Here is a 16,235-nt window from a genome sequence, read left to right as displayed (position 1 = left end):
CGGGCATCGTGTTGACCGATGCGCGCCGGACGCGCAAAAAGGGCCGCAAGACACGCGCTTGAGATCGGCGGCGCGGTCCCAATCTGCATCCGATCCGCTCTCCGTTCCCGCGCCGCGCGTGTTTTCCGGCAGCCGCTAGAATAGTTGTTTGCTCCGGCGCAGACTCAGGTCTTCAGGTTCACATGTCCGATACCCTCATCGAATCTCCCGAAGAACTGGACGAATCGAAATTCGTCACGTTCGAAGGTTCGCCGTTCCAGCTTTATCAGCCGTATCCGCCCGCGGGCGATCAGCCCGAAGCCATCGCGAAGCTCTGCGAAGGCGTCGAGGACGGCCTGTCGTTCCAGACGCTGCTCGGCGTGACGGGCTCCGGCAAGACGTTCACGATGGCCAACGTGATTGCGCGCATGGGCCGTCCGGCCATCGTCTTCGCGCCGAACAAGACGCTTGCCGCGCAGCTCTACGCCGAGTTCCGCGAGTTCTTTCCGCGCAACGCGGTCGAGTACTTCGTCTCGTACTACGACTATTACCAGCCGGAAGCGTATGTTCCGCAGCGCGATCTGTTCATCGAGAAGGACTCGTCGATCAACGAGCATATCGAGCAGATGCGTCTTTCGGCCACGAAAAGCCTGCTCGAGCGGCGCGATGTCGTGATTGTCGCGACCGTGTCCGCGATCTACGGTATCGGCAATCCGTCGGAATATCACCGGATGATTCTCACGCTGCGCACGGGCGACAAGCTCGGCCAGCGCGATGTCATCGCGCGCCTGATCGCGATGCAGTACACGCGCAACGAAGCCGATTTCCAGCGCGGCTCGTTCCGCGTGCGCGGCGACACGATCGATATCTTCCCGGCGGAACATGCCGAAATGGCAGTGCGCGTCGAGCTTTTCGACGACGAAGTCGAATCGATGATGCTCTTCGATCCGCTCACCGGCCGCGTGCGCAACAAGATTCCGCGCTTCACCGTGTACCCGTCGTCGCATTACGTAACGCCGCGCGATACCGTGATGCGCGCGATCGAAACCATCAAGCTCGAATTGCGCGAGCGGCTCGAATTCTTTCATGGCGACGGCAAGCTCGTCGAGGCGCAGCGGCTGGAGCAGCGCACGCGCTTCGATCTGGAAATGCTGCAGGAACTCGGCTTCTGCAAGGGCATCGAGAACTATTCGCGGCATTTCTCGGGCGCGGCGCCCGGCGAGCCGCCGCCGACGCTAGTCGACTATCTGCCGCCCGACGCGCTCATGCTGCTCGACGAATCGCACGTGCTGATCGGCCAGTTGAACGGCATGTACAACGGCGACCGCGCGCGCAAGGAAAATCTCGTCGATTACGGTTTTCGCATGCCGTCCGCGCTCGACAATCGCCCGCTCAAGTTCAACGAGTTCGAGCGCAAGATGCGTCAGGCGATCTTCGTCTCTGCGACGCCTGCCGACTACGAGAAAACGAAGGCGGGGGAGGTGGCCGAGCAGCTCGTGCGTCCGACCGGCCTCGTCGATCCGGAAATCGAAGTGCGCCCCGCGCGTTCGCAGGTGGACGACGTGCTCGGCGAAATCAATGCGCGCGTCGCGGCGCGCGAGCGCGTGCTCGTCACCGTGCTGACCAAGCGCATGGCCGAGCAGCTCACCGAGTTTCTCGCCGATCACGGCGTGAAGGTGCGCTATCTGCACAGCGACATCGACACGGTCGAACGTGTCGAGATCATTCGCGACCTGCGGCTCGGCACGTTCGACGTGCTCGTCGGCATCAACTTGCTGCGCGAAGGGCTGGATATTCCCGAGGTGTCGCTCGTCGCGATTCTCGACGCCGACAAGGAAGGCTTCCTGCGCGCCGAGCGTTCGCTGATCCAGACCATCGGCCGGGCGGCGCGCAACGTGAACGGCAAGGCGATCCTGTACGCCGACAACATGACCGACTCGATGAAGCGCGCCATCGGCGAAACCGAGCGGCGGCGCGCCAAGCAGATCGCGCACAACGAGAAAATGGGGATCACGCCGCGCGGCGTCGAGAAGCGCATCAAGGACATCATCGATGGCGTCTACAACGCCGACGATGCTCGCGCCGAGCTGAAGGAAGCGCAGACGCGCGCGAAGTTCGAGGACATGTCCGAGAAGCAGATCGCCAAGGAAATCAAGCGGCTCGAAAAGCAGATGATGGACCACGCCAAGAATCTCGAATTCGAAAAGGCGGCCCAGACCCGCGACCAATTGGCGCTCCTGCGACAACGCGTGTTCGGGGCGAACGTGGGCGATCACGTGAGCGGAATCGGCGGAAAGTAAGTTGAATGTAAGCGATGTATGAGGTTTTATTCACGAAGCGCGGCGAATCGAAGGGTTCGCCGCGCTTTTTTGCTGATGCGCCACATCGCGCGATTCCGCGAAAAGCCTTACTGCGCCTACGTTTGTAAGCACACTCAAATTGTTCCGGGTGTCGAACGATGCTAAACTGATGAACATTGAGAATGGTTCGTATTAACGTTCACGGAACTGTGCTAAGGGCGCGCCGTGGAACGAAGGTCCGGATGCGTTTTCAAGGTTCAGTGGCAAGGCTCGCATGGCGCGCGCCAATCGATAACAACAAGGAGTTTCTGATGGGTTCAACGTTGATGCGCGGTCTCGTCGCCGCGGCAGGTCTCACGGCGATGATGGCAGCCTCGGCCGCCGAATATCCGATCGGCAAGCAGCATATCGAGGGCGGCATGGAAACCGGCGCCGTGTACCTCCAGCCGATCACGATGGCGCCTGAAGGCATGATGCGCAAGGCGTCGGATTCGGATATCCATCTGGAAGCGGACATCCACGCGGTCAAGAACAATCCGACCGGTTTCGCGGAAGGCGACTGGATGCCGTATCTGAACGTGACGTATGAACTCACGAAGGTCGGCACGACGCAGACGGTCAAGGGCGACCTGATGGCGATGGTCGCGAGCGACGGCCCGCACTACGGCGACAACGTGAAGCTGTTCGGGCCGGGCAAATATCACCTGAAGCTGCATATCTCGCCGCCGACGCAGGAAGGCCATATGGCGTTCGGCCGTCACGTCGACAAGGAAACCGGCGTGGGCCCGTGGTTCAAGCCGTTCACGATTGAATACGATTTCCCGTTCGCGGGCATCGGCAAGAAGGGCGGCTACTGAGTCGTTTAGTCAGCGCCCGTGAGCATCCGGCTGTTGCGCGGCCGGATGCATCTATCTTCAGGAAGTACGCATGAAACTGAAAAAACACATGGCCGCTTTCGCGGCGGCGGCGCTCGCATCGATCGCGGGTATCGCGCAAGCCGCCGACCTGCCGACGTTCAAGCTCGAAATGAACGACGGCAAGCTCAACCCGACGCGCATCGAAGTGCCGGCGGGGCAGCGCATCAAGATCGAGGTGCACAACATCGGCAAGGGCGCCGCCGAGTTCGAAAGCGTGCAGTTGCGCAAGGAGAAGGTGCTCGCGCCGGGCGCGGATTCGTTCGTCGTGATCGCGCCGCTGGACCCGGGCGAATACAAGTTCTTCGACGATTTCCATCAGAGCGCGCAAGGCGTGATCGTCGCGAAGTAACGGACGCGCCGCGCGCGCCTCGGTCGGCGCGCGGCCGATTGCAGTGGAATTGCGGGAGGTTTGGAATGGGGCAGGTACTTTTCATCGTGTGGCGGGAGAGCGTCGAGGCGTTGCTCGTCGTCGGCATTCTCTACGCGTGGCTGAAGAACGGCGACCATCAGGCGCGCCGCGGCCTGCCTTATCTGTGGACGGGTGTCGCCATCGGCCTGCTCGCGGCGGTCGCGCTGGGCGCGGCGCTCATCGGCTTCACCGAAGTATTGTCGGGCGATGCGCAGGATTACTTCCAGACCGCGATGGTGCTGGTCGCATGCGTGCTGATCGTGCAGATGGTGCTGTGGATGAAGCGCCACGGCCGCACGCTCAAGCGCGACATGGAAACGTCGCTGCAAAAGAGTACGCAGGACGGGCACTGGTGGGGCATCGCGCTCCTGGTCGCGCTTGCGATCGCGCGTGAAGGCAGCGAAACTGCCGTGTTCCTGTATGGCGTGGGCTTCGGCCAGTCGGGGCACGTGGACGCGTCGCAGTATGTGGCGATCGTGCTCGGCTTCGGCCTCGCGCTGCTCACGTTCTACGTGCTGCAGCTCGGCGGCAAGATCTTCTCGTGGCGCACGTTTTTCCGCGTCACCGAAATCATGCTGCTGTTCCTCGCGGCGGGCCTCTTCGAAACGGGCGTCGACAAGCTGATCGACATGGAAGTGCTGCCGGTCATCGTCAATCAGGTGTGGAACACGTCCGCGATTCTCGACGATTCGAGCACGTTCGGTTCGCTCGTCGCGACGCTCACGGGCTATCGGGCGCATCCGGCGGGCATGAACCTCGTCGCGTATGCGGTGTACTGGATCGTCATCTATCTCCTGTTGCGCCGCTCGAATAACCAGATGGCGCAAAAACAAAAGGCGGCAAGCCGTCCAGCATGAGTTCTGTGATACCTAGAGCAGGCCGGCTTCAGCAAGCCGGCCAATGGATGCAGCGTCACGGCAGCACGATCCGCGCAATTCAGTGGGTCGTCGTTGCCGTGTATGCGTTTCTGATCGTCGTTCCCGCCGTGATGCCGCTGCCGGACGGCGCGGCGCATCTCTGGAACAACCTCACGCTCGCCGCGCAGTTCGTGTTCTGGGGCATCTGGTGGCCGTTCGTGCTGCTGTCGATGGTCATGCTCGGGCGCGTCTGGTGCGGCGTGCTGTGTCCGGAGGGCGCGTTGTCCGAGTTCGCGAGCAAGTTCGGCCGCGGCTGGGCGATCCCGCGCTGGATGCGCTGGGGCGGCTGGCCGTTCGTCGCGTTCGGGCTCACGACGATCTACGGCCAGATGGTCAGCGTCTATCAGTATCCGAAGGCGGTGCTGCTGGTGCTCGGCGGCTCGACCGTCGGCGCGATGATCATCGGCGTGTTGTACGGGCGCGAGAAGCGCGTCTGGTGCAAGTATCTGTGCCCCGTCAACGGCGTGTTCTCGCTGCTCGCGCGTCTCGCGCCGTTTCATTTCAAGGTCGACGAAGACGCGTGGCGCCGCTCGTACACGAAGGGCGAGCACGGTCATCGCGTGATTCCGATCAACTGCGCGCCGCTCGTGCCCTTGCGCAACATGAAGGGTGCGCAAGACTGTCATATGTGCGGCCGATGCAGCGGCCATCGCGACGCGATCGCGCTCACGTGGCGCTCGCCGTCGGAAGAAGTCGTGCAGCTCGGCGACAAGGCCGCCAATCCGTGGGACACCGCGCTCATTCTGTACGGGCTGCTGGGCATCGCGATCGGCGCGTTCCACTGGACCGTGAGCACCTGGTTCGTCGACCTGAAGCAGATTTTCGCGGCGTGGCTGATCGATCACGACATTCTCTGGCCGCTCGATACCAACGCGCCGTGGTTCCTGTTCACGCACTATCCGGAGCAGAACGACGTCTTCTCGTGGCTCGACGGCACGATGGTCGTCGGCTATATCGTCGTGACGGGGCTCGTTTATGGCACGGCGTTGCTGGCGCTGCTCGCGGCGGGCACGCGCATGCTCGGCAAGTTCGACGCCACGCGCCTGCATCACCTCACGCTCGCGCTGATTCCGCTTGCCGGCGTCGGCGTGTTTCTCGGCCTGTCGGCGACGACCGTGTCGCTGCTGCGCGCCGAACATCTACCCTTGTGGTGGGTGCCGGGCCTGCGCCTCGGCCTGCTCGCCGCGGCGAACCTGTGGAGCGCGTGGCTCGCGTGGCGCGTGACGCGCCGCTATGCATCGGCGCTTGGTTCGCGCCTCCTCGCGATGGTATGGTTTGTCCTTGCGCTGGCCGTCGCGGACAGCGCCTGGTACCTGATGTTCTGGGGCTTCAGCCGATAAACCGTCCACGCCGTGTCGCACGGCAACGAGAGAGCGAGCAGTGAGAACCAAACCCGTACTGACCGATGAAGACGTCAAGGCCATGGCCGCCGCCGCCGAGGCGCACGCCAGGGAACACAACTGGAATGTGACGATTGCGATCGTCGATGACGGCGGGCATCTGTTGCATCTGCATCGTCTCGACGGCGCGGGCGCAAGCACCGCGGAAATGGCGACGGGCAAGGCGCGCACCGCCGTGCTCGGCCGCCGCGAGACCAAGGTCTACGAAGACACGATCAAGCAGGGCCGCACCGCGTTCCTGTCCGCGCCGTTGACGGCGATGCTCGAAGGCGGCGTGCCGATTTTCGTCGGCGCGGATATCGTCGGCGCGGTGGGCGTGTCGGGCGTGAAGTCGGAGCAGGACGCGCAGATTGCGAAGGCGGGCATCGCGGCGCTGGGCATCGAGAACGTCTAGTTTCACGCGCGCGTCAAATAAAAACGGCACGCTCTAGTCAAAGAGCGTGCCGTTCGATTTCCGATGCAGCGCTTCATGGCGCTTGCACTCGCGCAGGAACCAAAAAAAGCGGCTTCGCTTGCTATCGACGACTGGCTGGTGTTTGCACGAAGGGGTCTAAATTCTCGCGTGCAAGTCGTCCTCGCTGGCTAAGGCCAAACACCTCTTGGCGAGGTGGTCCCCACAATACCCTGTACTACTGCTGTTCTTGCTTTCGCGCTACTTCGTCAGGATCAGCTTGCCCAGACGCGTTGCGCGCAACTGATAGGTCTCCCCGTTATGCACGATGCTCACGTGGCTGCGCCCCTGCAGCAGCGCGTCGCTCTTGAGCGACCGCTCGCCGGTGCTTTGCGCGGCATGCGCGACATGCACCGTCGTGACCGTCGTCGTCTTCGGGCGGGTAATCGCGGCGTCGCGGACAGCCGGGCGGCGCAGCCTGAGCGTGGAGGATCGCAGCGTGTCGGTCATGTCGGAAGTGTGCGTTCGTTGATTCGATGGGTCTATAGTAAATGATAACTATTCCTATTTGCAACTAGACTTTCCGATTGAATCGCACCTTCCGATAGCTAGGCTCGATGCGGCGGCGAACCCGCGCTGCCGCATCGATAAATCGACTCAATGCAGCGGTTTACCCGCCGTCCGGCCGTGCGCGAACTGCCGGATCAGACGCACGGTGTCGATATCCGACTCGCGATACGCCGACTTGACGATTTCCTGCGTCTGGCGCTCGTCGGCGCTCGGATTCTCGTTCTCCGGCAGCGTCGTGCGATAGGTGAAGCGCAGGAAAAGCTGCAGCGCGTCGGGTTGCTCGATCGCCATCGTGAGCGAGCCGCCCACATACTCTGCGGTCGGCAGGATGTCATAACGCACGCTCGAACCGGGCGTGAGCGTCACGCGGTCGCGCACGGTGGCTTGGCCGTAGTGCAGCTCGCGCTCCATCGTGTCGCCCTCGCGCGAAAGGATGTCGCAGCTATCCAGGCCGAGAACGAACAGCTGCGGCTGCTCGGCGCGCAGGACGAGGCCTTCCCACAACTGGTCGCGCGTGAGCGATTCGACGAGCGGGTTGAGCGGATCGTTGATCTGGATCAGATGTTCGAAATTCAAGACGACGGTTTCCTTGGACGTTCGTGGTGCCCGCGATGCATCACTGAGTGAGCCCGGACTCGATGCGGACTGCACCGGACAAGACCTTGTGCATCGGGCACGCATTGGCGATTTGCAATAGCCGTTCCCGCTGTTCGCCGGACAACTCGCCCGTGAGCGCGATGCGGCGTTCGATGTTCGTGCCGTCGGCGGTGCTCGTCATCGACAACTCAACGTGCACCGCTTCCAGCGGCCATTCCTTGCGCTTCGCGTACATCTTCAGCGTGATCGACGTACATGCGCCGAGGCTCGCGAGCAGCAGCGACGCCGGTTCCGGCCCCGTGTCGCCGCCGCCGATGCTGGCCGGTTCGTCGGCGATCCACGAATGCGTGCCGTCGTCGAGACGGACTTGAAAGTCGGTGCCGCCGATGCGGGCGCTCACGGAAGGTCCGGCCATGCGTTGCTCCTTGTTCCTGTTGGACTGCGAGAATGACAAAGATGACGAGAATACGAAAGCGGTGCGGCTAGAACGGTCATTGTGACGTAATGTGTCCGTTCGTGCCGCACCGTTTCTGTGTTTTCGACCGCCGCCCGCGCGGCCATGGGTAACTGAGCCTAATGCGCGATCGTCCCCATCCGGCCGGCCTGATAGTCGACCACCGCCTGACGGATTTCGTCTTCGGTGTTCATGACGAACGGGCCGTAGCGCACGACTGGCTCCTTCAGCGGCACGCCGCCGATCAGCAGCAGTTCGACGGGTTCATCGCCGGCGGCGAGCGCGATCGTGTCGCTGTCGTCGCGGAAAATCACCATCTGCTGGGCGCGCACGGGCTGACGCTGCGGCCCGTAGAGCGCCGTGCCGGAAAGCGGATAGGCGAACACGCGATAGTCGCGCGGCACGGCCAGATCGATCGTTGCGCCCGGCTTGAGCGTGAAGTGCTGGTACAGAATCGGCGTGCGCGTCTCGATCGCGGCTTTCACGCCGAGCGCTTCGCCCGCGATAACCTTCACGCTGATCTTGCCGTCCTCGCTCGTCGCAACGGGAATCCGCGCCGAGGGAATCTCCTGATAATGCGGCGCGATCATCTTGTCGCGCTGCGGCAGGTTCACCCACAGTTGCAGGCCATGCACGCGGCCGCCTTGGCGCGTAAATTCCTCCGCCGGCATTTCGCTGTGCACGACGCCCGCGCCGGCGGTCATCCATTGCACGTCGCCGGGGCGCAGCGTGCCGGAGTGCCCGGCCGAGTCCTTGTGGCCGAACTCGCCTTCGAGCATGTACGTGACGGTCTCGAAGCCGCGGTGCGGGTGATCGGGCGCGCCTTTCGCCTCGCCGGGCGCGTAGTCGGCGGGGCCCATTTCGTCGAGGAGCAGGAACGGATCGAAATCCATCAGAAGACGGGTCGGAAACGGGCGATGCACGACGAACCCGCCGCCTTCGACGGTGCGGGTCGCCGGGATGATGCGTTCGATACTGCGGCTGGTGGACATGAGGCCTCGCTCCAGAATCGGAAAGTAAGGGAATAGCACTAAATTTGAAACACAGAGCTATTATATGGGCCGCATTTCGCCGTAAAAGAGCCTGCAGCGCAATGGATTGTCCCGCTGGCGATAACGAATCGCTGCACACTTCAGCGCCACATCGAGTAATACATGAAAGCCGACTCGCATGACCTGAACGATCTGATGTACTTCTCGCACGTCGTCGAGCACGGCGGATTTTCGGCCGCGGAGCGCGTGCTCGGCATCTCGAAGTCGCGGCTCTCGAGGCGCGTGTCGGAACTGGAGGCGTCGCTGGGCGTGCGTCTGTTGCAGCGCTCCACGCGCAAGCTCGCGCTCACCGAGGCCGGCCAGCTTTTCTACCAGCATTGCCAGGCGATGCTCGCCGAGGCGCAGGCGGCCGTCAACGTCGTGCAAAGCCTGCGCGATTCGCCGCGCGGCACGGTGCGCGTAAGCGTGCCGGTCACCATCGCGCAGACGTTTCTCTCCGCCGTGATGCCGGATTTCATGCACCGCTATCCGGAAGTGCGCATCGTGCTGCGCGTGACGAACCGGGTCGTCGATCTGTTCGAGGACGCCGTCGATGTCGCGTTGCGCGTGCGCTCGGAGCCGCCCGCGAGCTCGAACGTCGTCGCGCGGCCGCTGTGGCGCACGGAGCAGATGCTCGTCGCCGCGCCCTCGCTGCTCAGATCGAATGCGCCGCCGATGACGCCCGCCGAGCTCGCCCAGTACGACACGCTCGATACCCCCTCGGCGGACGGCCGCCATGTCTACCGGTTGATCGCGCCCGATGGCACGCGCCATGAATTCGAGCACGAGCCGCGCCTCGTCACCGCCGATCTTTCGATGATTCGCGAAGCCGTGATGCGCGGCGTCGGCATCGCGGCGTTGCCCGAGATGATGTACGGCGCGCCGTTGCGCTCGGGCCAGCTTTCGCCGGTCATGCCGGGATGGACGTTTCCGTCGCCGCAACTGTATGCGGTGTTTTTGTCGCGGCAGGGCATGGTCCCTGCAGTGCGCGCGTTCGTCGATTTTCTCGTCGAGTCGATCGGTAGCGGCCAGCGCTTTCCCGGAGAATGTCCTGTTCACGAAAAGCCGGAACGCGAAACAGTTTGACCGCGCGGGCAGGGCTCATTGGCTTAAGACATTGAAGCGCGCGCTTGCGATGGTCAGATTCAATTGAAGGCTGAAAGTCGCGGCGGTATATTGAAGGCTCTTTCGCTAAGGAGCTCCTATGCGAAAACTGACGGCTGCTCTGATAGTTAGCCTGATAGGGTTGATTGCGCTGTCCGTGTCGACCACGGCTGCCGCATGTGACGGGACTTCTGGTTCTGGCTATACGAACCCAAAGTGACCGCCTCGCCCGAATGCGCCGAGTGCGCACGAAAAAAGGCCTTCATCTGGCGATGAAGGCCTTTTACTTTGGAGCGCCCTGAAGGGCTTGTCTGGCGATGAAGGCCTTTTACTTTGTAGCGCCCGGAAGAGGGCGCTTCGCGGTGTAGCCTGCGCGCTACTTGCCGTTCTTCGGCTCGGTGACGAAACCGATCTTCGTCAGTCCGCCCGATTGCGCCGCCGACATCAGATCGGCGACCTTCTCATACGCCACCTGACGATCCGCGCGCAGATGGATTTCCGGCTGCGGATTCTGCTGCGCCGCCTGCGCGATGCGCGCGTTGAGCGTGGCTTCGTCGATCGGCTGATCGTCCCACAGCGTCGTGCCGTCGGCCTTGATCGCGATGTTCACATGCGCGGGCTTCTCGTCCTGCGGCTGGCTGCTGGCGTGCGGCAGGTCGATCTTCACCGCGTGATGCATGGCGGGAATCGTGACGAGAAAGATGATCAGGAGAACCAGCATGACGTCGACGAGCGGCGTCATGTTGATCTCGCTCATCATGCCGTCGTCTTCATCGCCGGCGAAAGGGCTCATGGCCATGTTGCGACCTCCTTTCGCTTACGACGACGCGGACGCGCGCGTCGCGAGACGCAGGCTGTCGGCGTTGCCGTTCTTCGAGGGGCGGGTCGCCGAGTTGAGCTTGGCGCCGGTGACGAAGAAGGCGTGCAGGCCGTGCGCGAAGCGGTTCAGCTTCGTGACGATGCCCTTGTTCGCGCGGGTCAGGGCGTTGTAGCCGAGCACCGCCGGAATCGCGACGAAAAGACCGAACGCGGTCATGATCAGCGATTCGCCGACGGGACCGGCAACCTGATCGATCGACGTCTGGCCGGTCGCGCCGATGGTCAAGAGCGCGTGATAGATGCCCCACACCGTGCCGAAGAGGCCGACGAACGGCGACGTGGAACCGATCGACGCGAGCACCGCGAGGCCCGATTGCATGCGGCCGACGCCTTCGTCCATCACGTCCTTCAGGCAGCGCGTGATCCAGTCGGACACGTCCATGCGGTCGTGCAGATGCGGCTGCGTCTGCGTGTGGTGCTCGGCCGCTTCCTGGCCGGCGAGCGCGAGCGCGAGGAACGGGTTGTCCGCCGGGCTCGACGACTTGCTGCCGAGCTTCTTGATGCCGTCGTTGAAGTCGTCGGAGTGCCAGAACGCCTGCTCGGCGTTCTTGGTCAGGCGCTTCAGGCGCACGACGTTCCACGCCTTCACGACGATCACCGTCCACGAAAGCACCGACATGATGACGAGCGCGAGCGCGATGCCCCGCGTCACGAAATCGCCTTGCGCCCAGACGTGCGCAATCCCGTAGTTTTCCATTTCTCTTTCCTTGTATCTAAAAAACGATCAGTCGTTCAGACTGAAAACAAACGGCACCGTGGCGGTCGCGCGGATCGCTTCGCCATTTTCCTTGTACGGGCTGCACGCGCTGCCACGCACGGCGTCGAGCGCCGCGTCGTCGAGGCGCGACGAACCGCTGCTTTTTTGCAGCGTGACGTTCTCGATTTTGCCCGACAGCCCCACCGTCAGACGGATCACGGCCGTGCCGGTCTCGCCACGGCGCTTCGCCATTGCCGGATAGTCTGGCTGCGCGATGTTACAACTCAGATGCGCGACGTTCTTCGGCGCGGCGAGATCCATGCTCGGTTTGCCGATAGCGGGCGCCGCCGGTGGCGGGGCGGGCTGCGCCGGCGCGGGCGGCGTGGGTTCGGGCGCGGGGGCGGCGATCTGCGACGGCGCATCGGTCACCGGCATCGGCGTGGGCTTCGGCTCGATTTTCGGTTTGACCTTCGGCTTGGGCTGCGGCTTCGGAACGGGCTGCGGCACCGGCTTGGGCGGCGGCGGCGTTTCCACCGCGACCGGCTGCGGCGCGGGCTGCGGCGTTTCGCTGATCAGTTGCGCGGTGATCGATTTCGCTTCGATCGGGCGCGGCAACGGCTCGTTGCGCATCGTCAGCGCGGCGCCCAGCAACGCGACGTGAATCGCGACGACAGCGGCGCACGCCGCGATCACGCGCGGATTGCCGTTGGATGCCTGCGCCGTCTGGAATACGGCGGGAGTAGTGGTCGGGGACTGCATTCTTATTGGCTGCTTGCGGTGCTGCGCGGGTTGTTGCTGGAGACGCTGCGGTCCAACGACTGCACGAGTTCGGCGCGGAAGAAACCAGACGACGTCATTTTCGGAAAATAAGCAGGGAGATAAACAGGGTGGTCACGAAACCGATCAGCAATTCCATCTTTCCCTCCAGGGATAAGGGGTTGCGCGGCTGGCTAGAAGTGACCGGAAGAGCGAAGGTAACTTGGCTTGCTGGAGGCGATCAAACGATCCGACGGGGCGGGCGGCAGCAGCGGGCGCCGTCGGTTGAGCGCGGATGCGGTGTTGCCCGCTTCCGCGCGGGATGCTTCACGCAGCCTGGCGTTCGTAGAACGTGAGCGGCGCGACCATCTCGCGATGCTCGACGCCGCAGCGCGACGCACAGACGCCGCTTTGCAACATCACATCGCGCACGCTCGATTCACACTTGCCGCAGCACAGCGCCACGCCGAGCTCGAATTGCAGTTCGTCGAAGGAATCCATTCCATCGGCGATGGCGGCTCGGATCTTGCGGTCGGACACTGATTTGCAGACACAGACAATCATGATCGTTCGCGATAGCTAGCGTTAATGCGAATTATTATCATTCTAGATTGCTGCGTTTGCAAGCGGGGCTCGGTGTTTTTTGTAACAGAGCGCGCGAGTTAGCGGGTTTATTGCTAGGGAGCCTTATTTGGCGGGCGAAAGCGCGCGACGCATATTGCGCTTTCGCGAGAGAAACCCTCAGACGATGTCGGGTTCAGCCAGGCGCGCGCGGCGCGAACGGATGTCGACGTGCTCCACGGGAGCGTCGATCTGCAGAAGGGATGCGGCGAGCTGGCGCTGCGATTCGCCATCTGCGGTGGAGCAAAAGCGCGGCAGCGTATCCGGCGGCGTGGCGTTCCTTAGCGCGTGGGCGTCGAGCAGGCGTTCGAGTTGCCGCGCGATCGCGACGCTCGTATCGACGATCTGCAGCCGCTCGCCGGCGATTTCGCGAATCGCGCGATCCAGAAACGGATAGTGCGTGCAGCCGAGCACGAGCGTGTCGGCGTTGGCGTCGAGCATCGGCGCGAGATAGCTTTCGAGCAGCGCCATGAGCGCGGGCGACGACGTGTCGCAGTGCTCGACCGCCTGAACCAGCCCGTGTCCCGCCTGACAGATGAAGCGGCAGTCGTCCGCGTAGCGGTCGAGCAGCGACTGGAATCGCGCGGAACGCAGCGTCACGGCGGTGGCCAGCACGCCAACCACGCGCGATTTCGACACCGCCGCCGCCGGCTTCACGCCGGGCTCCACGCCGACGAGCGGAATCGGGAGCCGCTCGCGCACGAGCGCGATCGACTGCGCGGTCGCCGTATTGCACGCGACGACGAGCGCCTTCGCCCCCTGTCCGACGAGCCATTCGCCGATTGCCATCGTGCGGTCGACGATGAAATCGTCGTCGCGCTCGCCATAGGGCGCATGAAGGGAATCGGCGACGTAGATCAGCCGCTCGCGCGGCAGCGTCGCGCGCACCGCGCGCAGCACCGACAGCCCGCCCAGGCCGGAGTCGAAAATGCCGACCGGCGCGCTCGCGTCGGGAATCATCGGGGAAACCGCCGTCACGGACATCGGACGGCTTATTCGTGGTCGCCCATCATGGTCTGCTGATAGTTCTGGATGCCGACCTTGTCGATCAGATCCAGCTGCGTTTCCAGCCAGTCGATGTGCTCTTCGGTGTCGTGCAGGATCTTTTCGAAGATCTCGCGCGAAACGAAGTCACGCACGGACTCGCAGTACGCGATCGCTTCCTTGCAGGTCGACTGGGAAATCTGTTCGAGCTTCAGATCGCACTCGAGAATTTCCTTCGTCTCCTCGCCGATCAGCAGCTTGTGCAGATCCTGCAGGTTCGGCAGGCCGTCGAGCATGAATACGCGCTGGATGAGCCAGTCGGCATGCTTCATCTCGCCGATCGATTCGTCGTACTCGTGCTTGTTCAGCTTTTCGAGGCCCCAGTGCTGATACATCCGCGCGTGCAGGAAGTATTGATTGATCGCGGTCAGTTCGTTTTTCAACTGAGCGTTCAGAAATTCGATGACCTTTGCGTCGCCTTGCATGATTGTTCCTTGTTGTAACGTGGGGCACTGAGGGAAAGATAAACCTTGAGCGTGACAATGCCAAGGTTGAGAGGAAATTCTTTATTCCAGACGAAACTGAGAATGAAAATGCTTCTCGAATAGCACCTTCGCAAAGAAAAGAGCCGGGCAGTGTGCCCGGCTCTTCGTCTCTAGCGTTATAAACCGCTATTGAATTCGCTTCAAGCCGTCGCGACGGGGATCTTTCCGATTTTCGCTTGCCATTCGGCGGGGCCGGTCTTGTGGACCGAGGTTCCGCTCGAATCGACTGCGACGGTCACGGGCATGTCCTGCACGTCGAATTCATAGATCGCTTCCATGCCGAGGTCTTCGAACGCGAGCACCTTCGCCTCGCGGATCGCCTTCGACACGAGATAAGCCGCGCCGCCGACCGCCATCAGATACGCGGCCTTGTGATTCTTGATCGCCTCGATGGCGACCGGGCCGCGCTCGGCCTTGCCGATCATCGAGATGAGGCCGGTCTGCGCGAGCATCATGTCCGTGAACTTGTCCATGCGCGTGGCCGTGGTCGGGCCCGCCGGGCCGACGGCTTCGTCGCGCACCGGATCGACCGGGCCGACGTAATAGATCACGCGGTTGGTGAAATCGACGGGCAGCTTTTCGCCCTTGGCGAGCATGTCGGCGATGCGCTTGTGAGCGGCGTCGCGGCCCGTGAGCATCTTGCCGGAGAGCAGCAGCGTCTGGCCCGGCGTCCACGATGCGACTTCTTCCGGCGTCAGCGTGTTCAGGTCGACGCGCTTGCTCGTCTCCGTGTTCGGCTGCCACGTGACCTTCGGCCAGGCGTCGAGCGGGGGCGCTTCGAGCTTCGCCGCGCCCGTGCCGTCGAGCGTGAAGTGCGCGTGACGCGTCGCCGCGCAGTTCGGGATGATCGCGACCGGCTTGCTCGCCGCGTGCGTGGGCGCCGCCATGATCTTGACGTCGAGCACGGTGGCAAGACCGCCGAGACCCTGCGCGCCGATGCCCAGCGCATTGACCTTCTCGTGCAGTTCCACGCGCAGCTCTTCGATCCAGTCCTGCGGCCCGCGCGCGATGACGTCCTGAATGTCGATCGGGTCCATCAGCGATTCCTTCGCCATGACCATCGCCTTTTCAGCCGTGCCGCCGATGCCGATGCCGAGCATGCCCGGCGGGCACCAGCCCGCGCCCATCGTCGGCACGGTCTTGAGAATCCAGTCGACGATCGAATCCGACGGGTTCAGCATCGCGAACTTCGACTTGTTCTCCGAGCCGCCGCCCTTGGCCGCGACCTGCACGTCGACCTTGTCGCCCGGCACGATCTCGTAGTGGATCACGGCCGGCGTGTTGTCCTTCGTGTTCTTGCGGCCGCCTTCGGGCGGGCTCACGATCGACGCGCGCAGCACGTTGTCCGGATTCAGATAACCGCGGCGCACGCCTTCGTTGATCATGTCCGTGACGGACATCGTCGCGCCGTCCCATCGCACGTCCATGCCGACCTTCACGAACACCGTGACGATGCCGGTGTCCTGGCAGATCGGCCGCTTGCCTTCGGCGCACATGCGGCTGTTGGTCAGGATCTGGGCGATCGCGTCTTTCGCGGCGGGGCTTTCTTCCAGCTCGTAGGCGCGGCCGAGCGCCTGGATATAGTCGAGCGGATGGTAGTAGCTGATGTACTGCAGCGAATCGGCGATGCTCTGAATCAGGTCTTCCTGCTTGATGACGGTCATGGCGTAAGCTCAGGGGGGAC

The 16,235-nt window shown here is 63.1% G+C and carries 18 protein-coding genes; 7 read left to right on the top strand and 11 right to left on the bottom strand.

What is annotated here, in order from left to right; translation table 11 throughout:
• The first annotated feature begins 182 nt into the window (after positions 1-182).
• The 6 genes from uvrB (at position 183) to LY284_RS07355 (ending at position 6,316) form a co-directional block, all read left to right on the top strand.
• Positions 183-2,279, top strand: coding sequence for an excinuclease ABC subunit UvrB (uvrB, locus tag LY284_RS07380; protein WP_233385442.1), 2,097 nt, complete (start codon positions 183-185; stop codon positions 2,277-2,279).
• Between the two features lie 311 nt (positions 2,280-2,590).
• Positions 2,591-3,136 (top strand): iron transporter, encoded by a 546-nt coding sequence (locus LY284_RS07375; protein ID WP_081478172.1) that lies wholly within the window; start codon positions 2,591-2,593, stop codon positions 3,134-3,136.
• Between the two features lie 70 nt (positions 3,137-3,206).
• Positions 3,207-3,545, top strand: coding sequence for a cupredoxin domain-containing protein (locus LY284_RS07370; protein ID WP_041730263.1), 339 nt, complete (start codon positions 3,207-3,209; stop codon positions 3,543-3,545).
• 65 nt (positions 3,546-3,610) lie between these two features.
• The gene (locus LY284_RS07365) at positions 3,611-4,462 is read left to right on the top strand and encodes an FTR1 family protein (protein ID WP_014190986.1); all 852 of its coding nucleotides are present in this window, start codon (positions 3,611-3,613) and stop codon (positions 4,460-4,462) included.
• A complete protein-coding gene (locus tag LY284_RS07360) occupies positions 4,459-5,862 on the top strand; it encodes a 4Fe-4S binding protein (RefSeq protein WP_014190987.1) in 1,404 nt (467 codons plus the stop codon). Before LY284_RS07365 ends, LY284_RS07360 begins: the two co-directional genes overlap by 4 nt.
• Positions 5,863-5,902: 40 nt before the next feature.
• Complete coding sequence (locus LY284_RS07355) at positions 5,903-6,316, top strand: heme-binding protein (RefSeq protein WP_014190988.1); 414 nt, start codon at positions 5,903-5,905, stop codon at positions 6,314-6,316.
• A gap of 258 nt (positions 6,317-6,574) precedes the next feature.
• Here the strand turns inward: LY284_RS07355 and hemP are convergent, their stop codons facing one another.
• The 4 genes from hemP to LY284_RS07335 all read right to left on the bottom strand — a co-directional run bounded on the left by hemP (position 6,575) and on the right by LY284_RS07335 (position 8,926).
• Positions 6,575-6,823, bottom strand: a complete 249-nt coding sequence (hemP, locus tag LY284_RS07350; protein WP_014190989.1) for a hemin uptake protein HemP — start codon at positions 6,821-6,823, stop codon at positions 6,575-6,577.
• Between the two features lie 147 nt (positions 6,824-6,970).
• The gene (locus LY284_RS07345; protein ID WP_014190990.1) at positions 6,971-7,459 is read right to left on the bottom strand and encodes an SRPBCC family protein; all 489 of its coding nucleotides are present in this window, start codon (positions 7,457-7,459) and stop codon (positions 6,971-6,973) included.
• A 40-nt stretch (positions 7,460-7,499) separates the two neighbouring features.
• Entirely contained in the window at positions 7,500-7,895 is a 396-nt protein-coding gene (locus LY284_RS07340; RefSeq protein ID WP_014190991.1) for an OsmC family protein, read from the bottom strand.
• Positions 7,896-8,053: 158 nt separating this feature from the next.
• The gene (locus LY284_RS07335; protein ID WP_014190992.1) at positions 8,054-8,926 is read right to left on the bottom strand and encodes a pirin family protein; all 873 of its coding nucleotides are present in this window, start codon (positions 8,924-8,926) and stop codon (positions 8,054-8,056) included.
• 162 nt (positions 8,927-9,088) lie between these two features.
• On the opposite strand from LY284_RS07335, the gene LY284_RS07330 reads away from it, so the two are divergent.
• The gene (locus LY284_RS07330; RefSeq protein ID WP_014190993.1) at positions 9,089-10,051 is read left to right on the top strand and encodes a LysR family transcriptional regulator; all 963 of its coding nucleotides are present in this window, start codon (positions 9,089-9,091) and stop codon (positions 10,049-10,051) included.
• Positions 10,052-10,445: 394 nt separating this feature from the next.
• On the opposite strand, the gene LY284_RS07325 is transcribed toward LY284_RS07330, so the two are convergent.
• The 7 genes from LY284_RS07325 to LY284_RS07295 form a co-directional block, all read right to left on the bottom strand.
• The gene (locus tag LY284_RS07325; protein WP_014190994.1) at positions 10,446-10,868 is read right to left on the bottom strand and encodes a biopolymer transporter ExbD; all 423 of its coding nucleotides are present in this window, start codon (positions 10,866-10,868) and stop codon (positions 10,446-10,448) included.
• A gap of 18 nt (positions 10,869-10,886) precedes the next feature.
• The gene (locus tag LY284_RS07320; RefSeq protein ID WP_014190995.1) at positions 10,887-11,645 is read right to left on the bottom strand and encodes a MotA/TolQ/ExbB proton channel family protein; all 759 of its coding nucleotides are present in this window, start codon (positions 11,643-11,645) and stop codon (positions 10,887-10,889) included.
• Positions 11,646-11,672: 27 nt separating this feature from the next.
• Positions 11,673-12,404 carry an energy transducer TonB gene (locus LY284_RS07315; protein ID WP_041730267.1) on the bottom strand — a complete coding sequence of 244 codons (732 nt, stop codon included), beginning with the start codon at positions 12,402-12,404 and terminating at the stop codon, positions 11,673-11,675.
• 324 nt (positions 12,405-12,728) lie between these two features.
• Positions 12,729-12,965: a bacterioferritin-associated ferredoxin gene (locus LY284_RS07310; protein ID WP_014190997.1), complete on the bottom strand. Its 237-nt coding sequence runs from the start codon at positions 12,963-12,965 to the stop codon at positions 12,729-12,731.
• A 177-nt stretch (positions 12,966-13,142) separates the two neighbouring features.
• Positions 13,143-14,006 carry a glutamate racemase gene (gene murI / locus LY284_RS07305; RefSeq protein WP_014190998.1) on the bottom strand — a complete coding sequence of 288 codons (864 nt, stop codon included), beginning with the start codon at positions 14,004-14,006 and terminating at the stop codon, positions 13,143-13,145.
• Positions 14,007-14,014: 8 nt separating this feature from the next.
• On the bottom strand, positions 14,015-14,491 hold the full coding sequence (gene bfr, locus LY284_RS07300) for a bacterioferritin (protein ID WP_014190999.1): 477 nt from the start codon (positions 14,489-14,491) through the stop codon (positions 14,015-14,017).
• A gap of 200 nt (positions 14,492-14,691) precedes the next feature.
• Entirely contained in the window at positions 14,692-16,215 is a 1,524-nt protein-coding gene (locus LY284_RS07295) for a fumarate hydratase (protein ID WP_014191000.1), read from the bottom strand.
• Positions 16,216-16,235 lie beyond the last annotated feature (20 nt).

This window comes from Caballeronia sp. PC1 (assembly GCF_021353155.1).
GTDB classification, from domain to species: domain Bacteria; phylum Pseudomonadota; class Gammaproteobacteria; order Burkholderiales; family Burkholderiaceae; genus Caballeronia; species Caballeronia cordobensis.
This window is presented reverse-complemented; position numbering and strand designations above follow the sequence as displayed.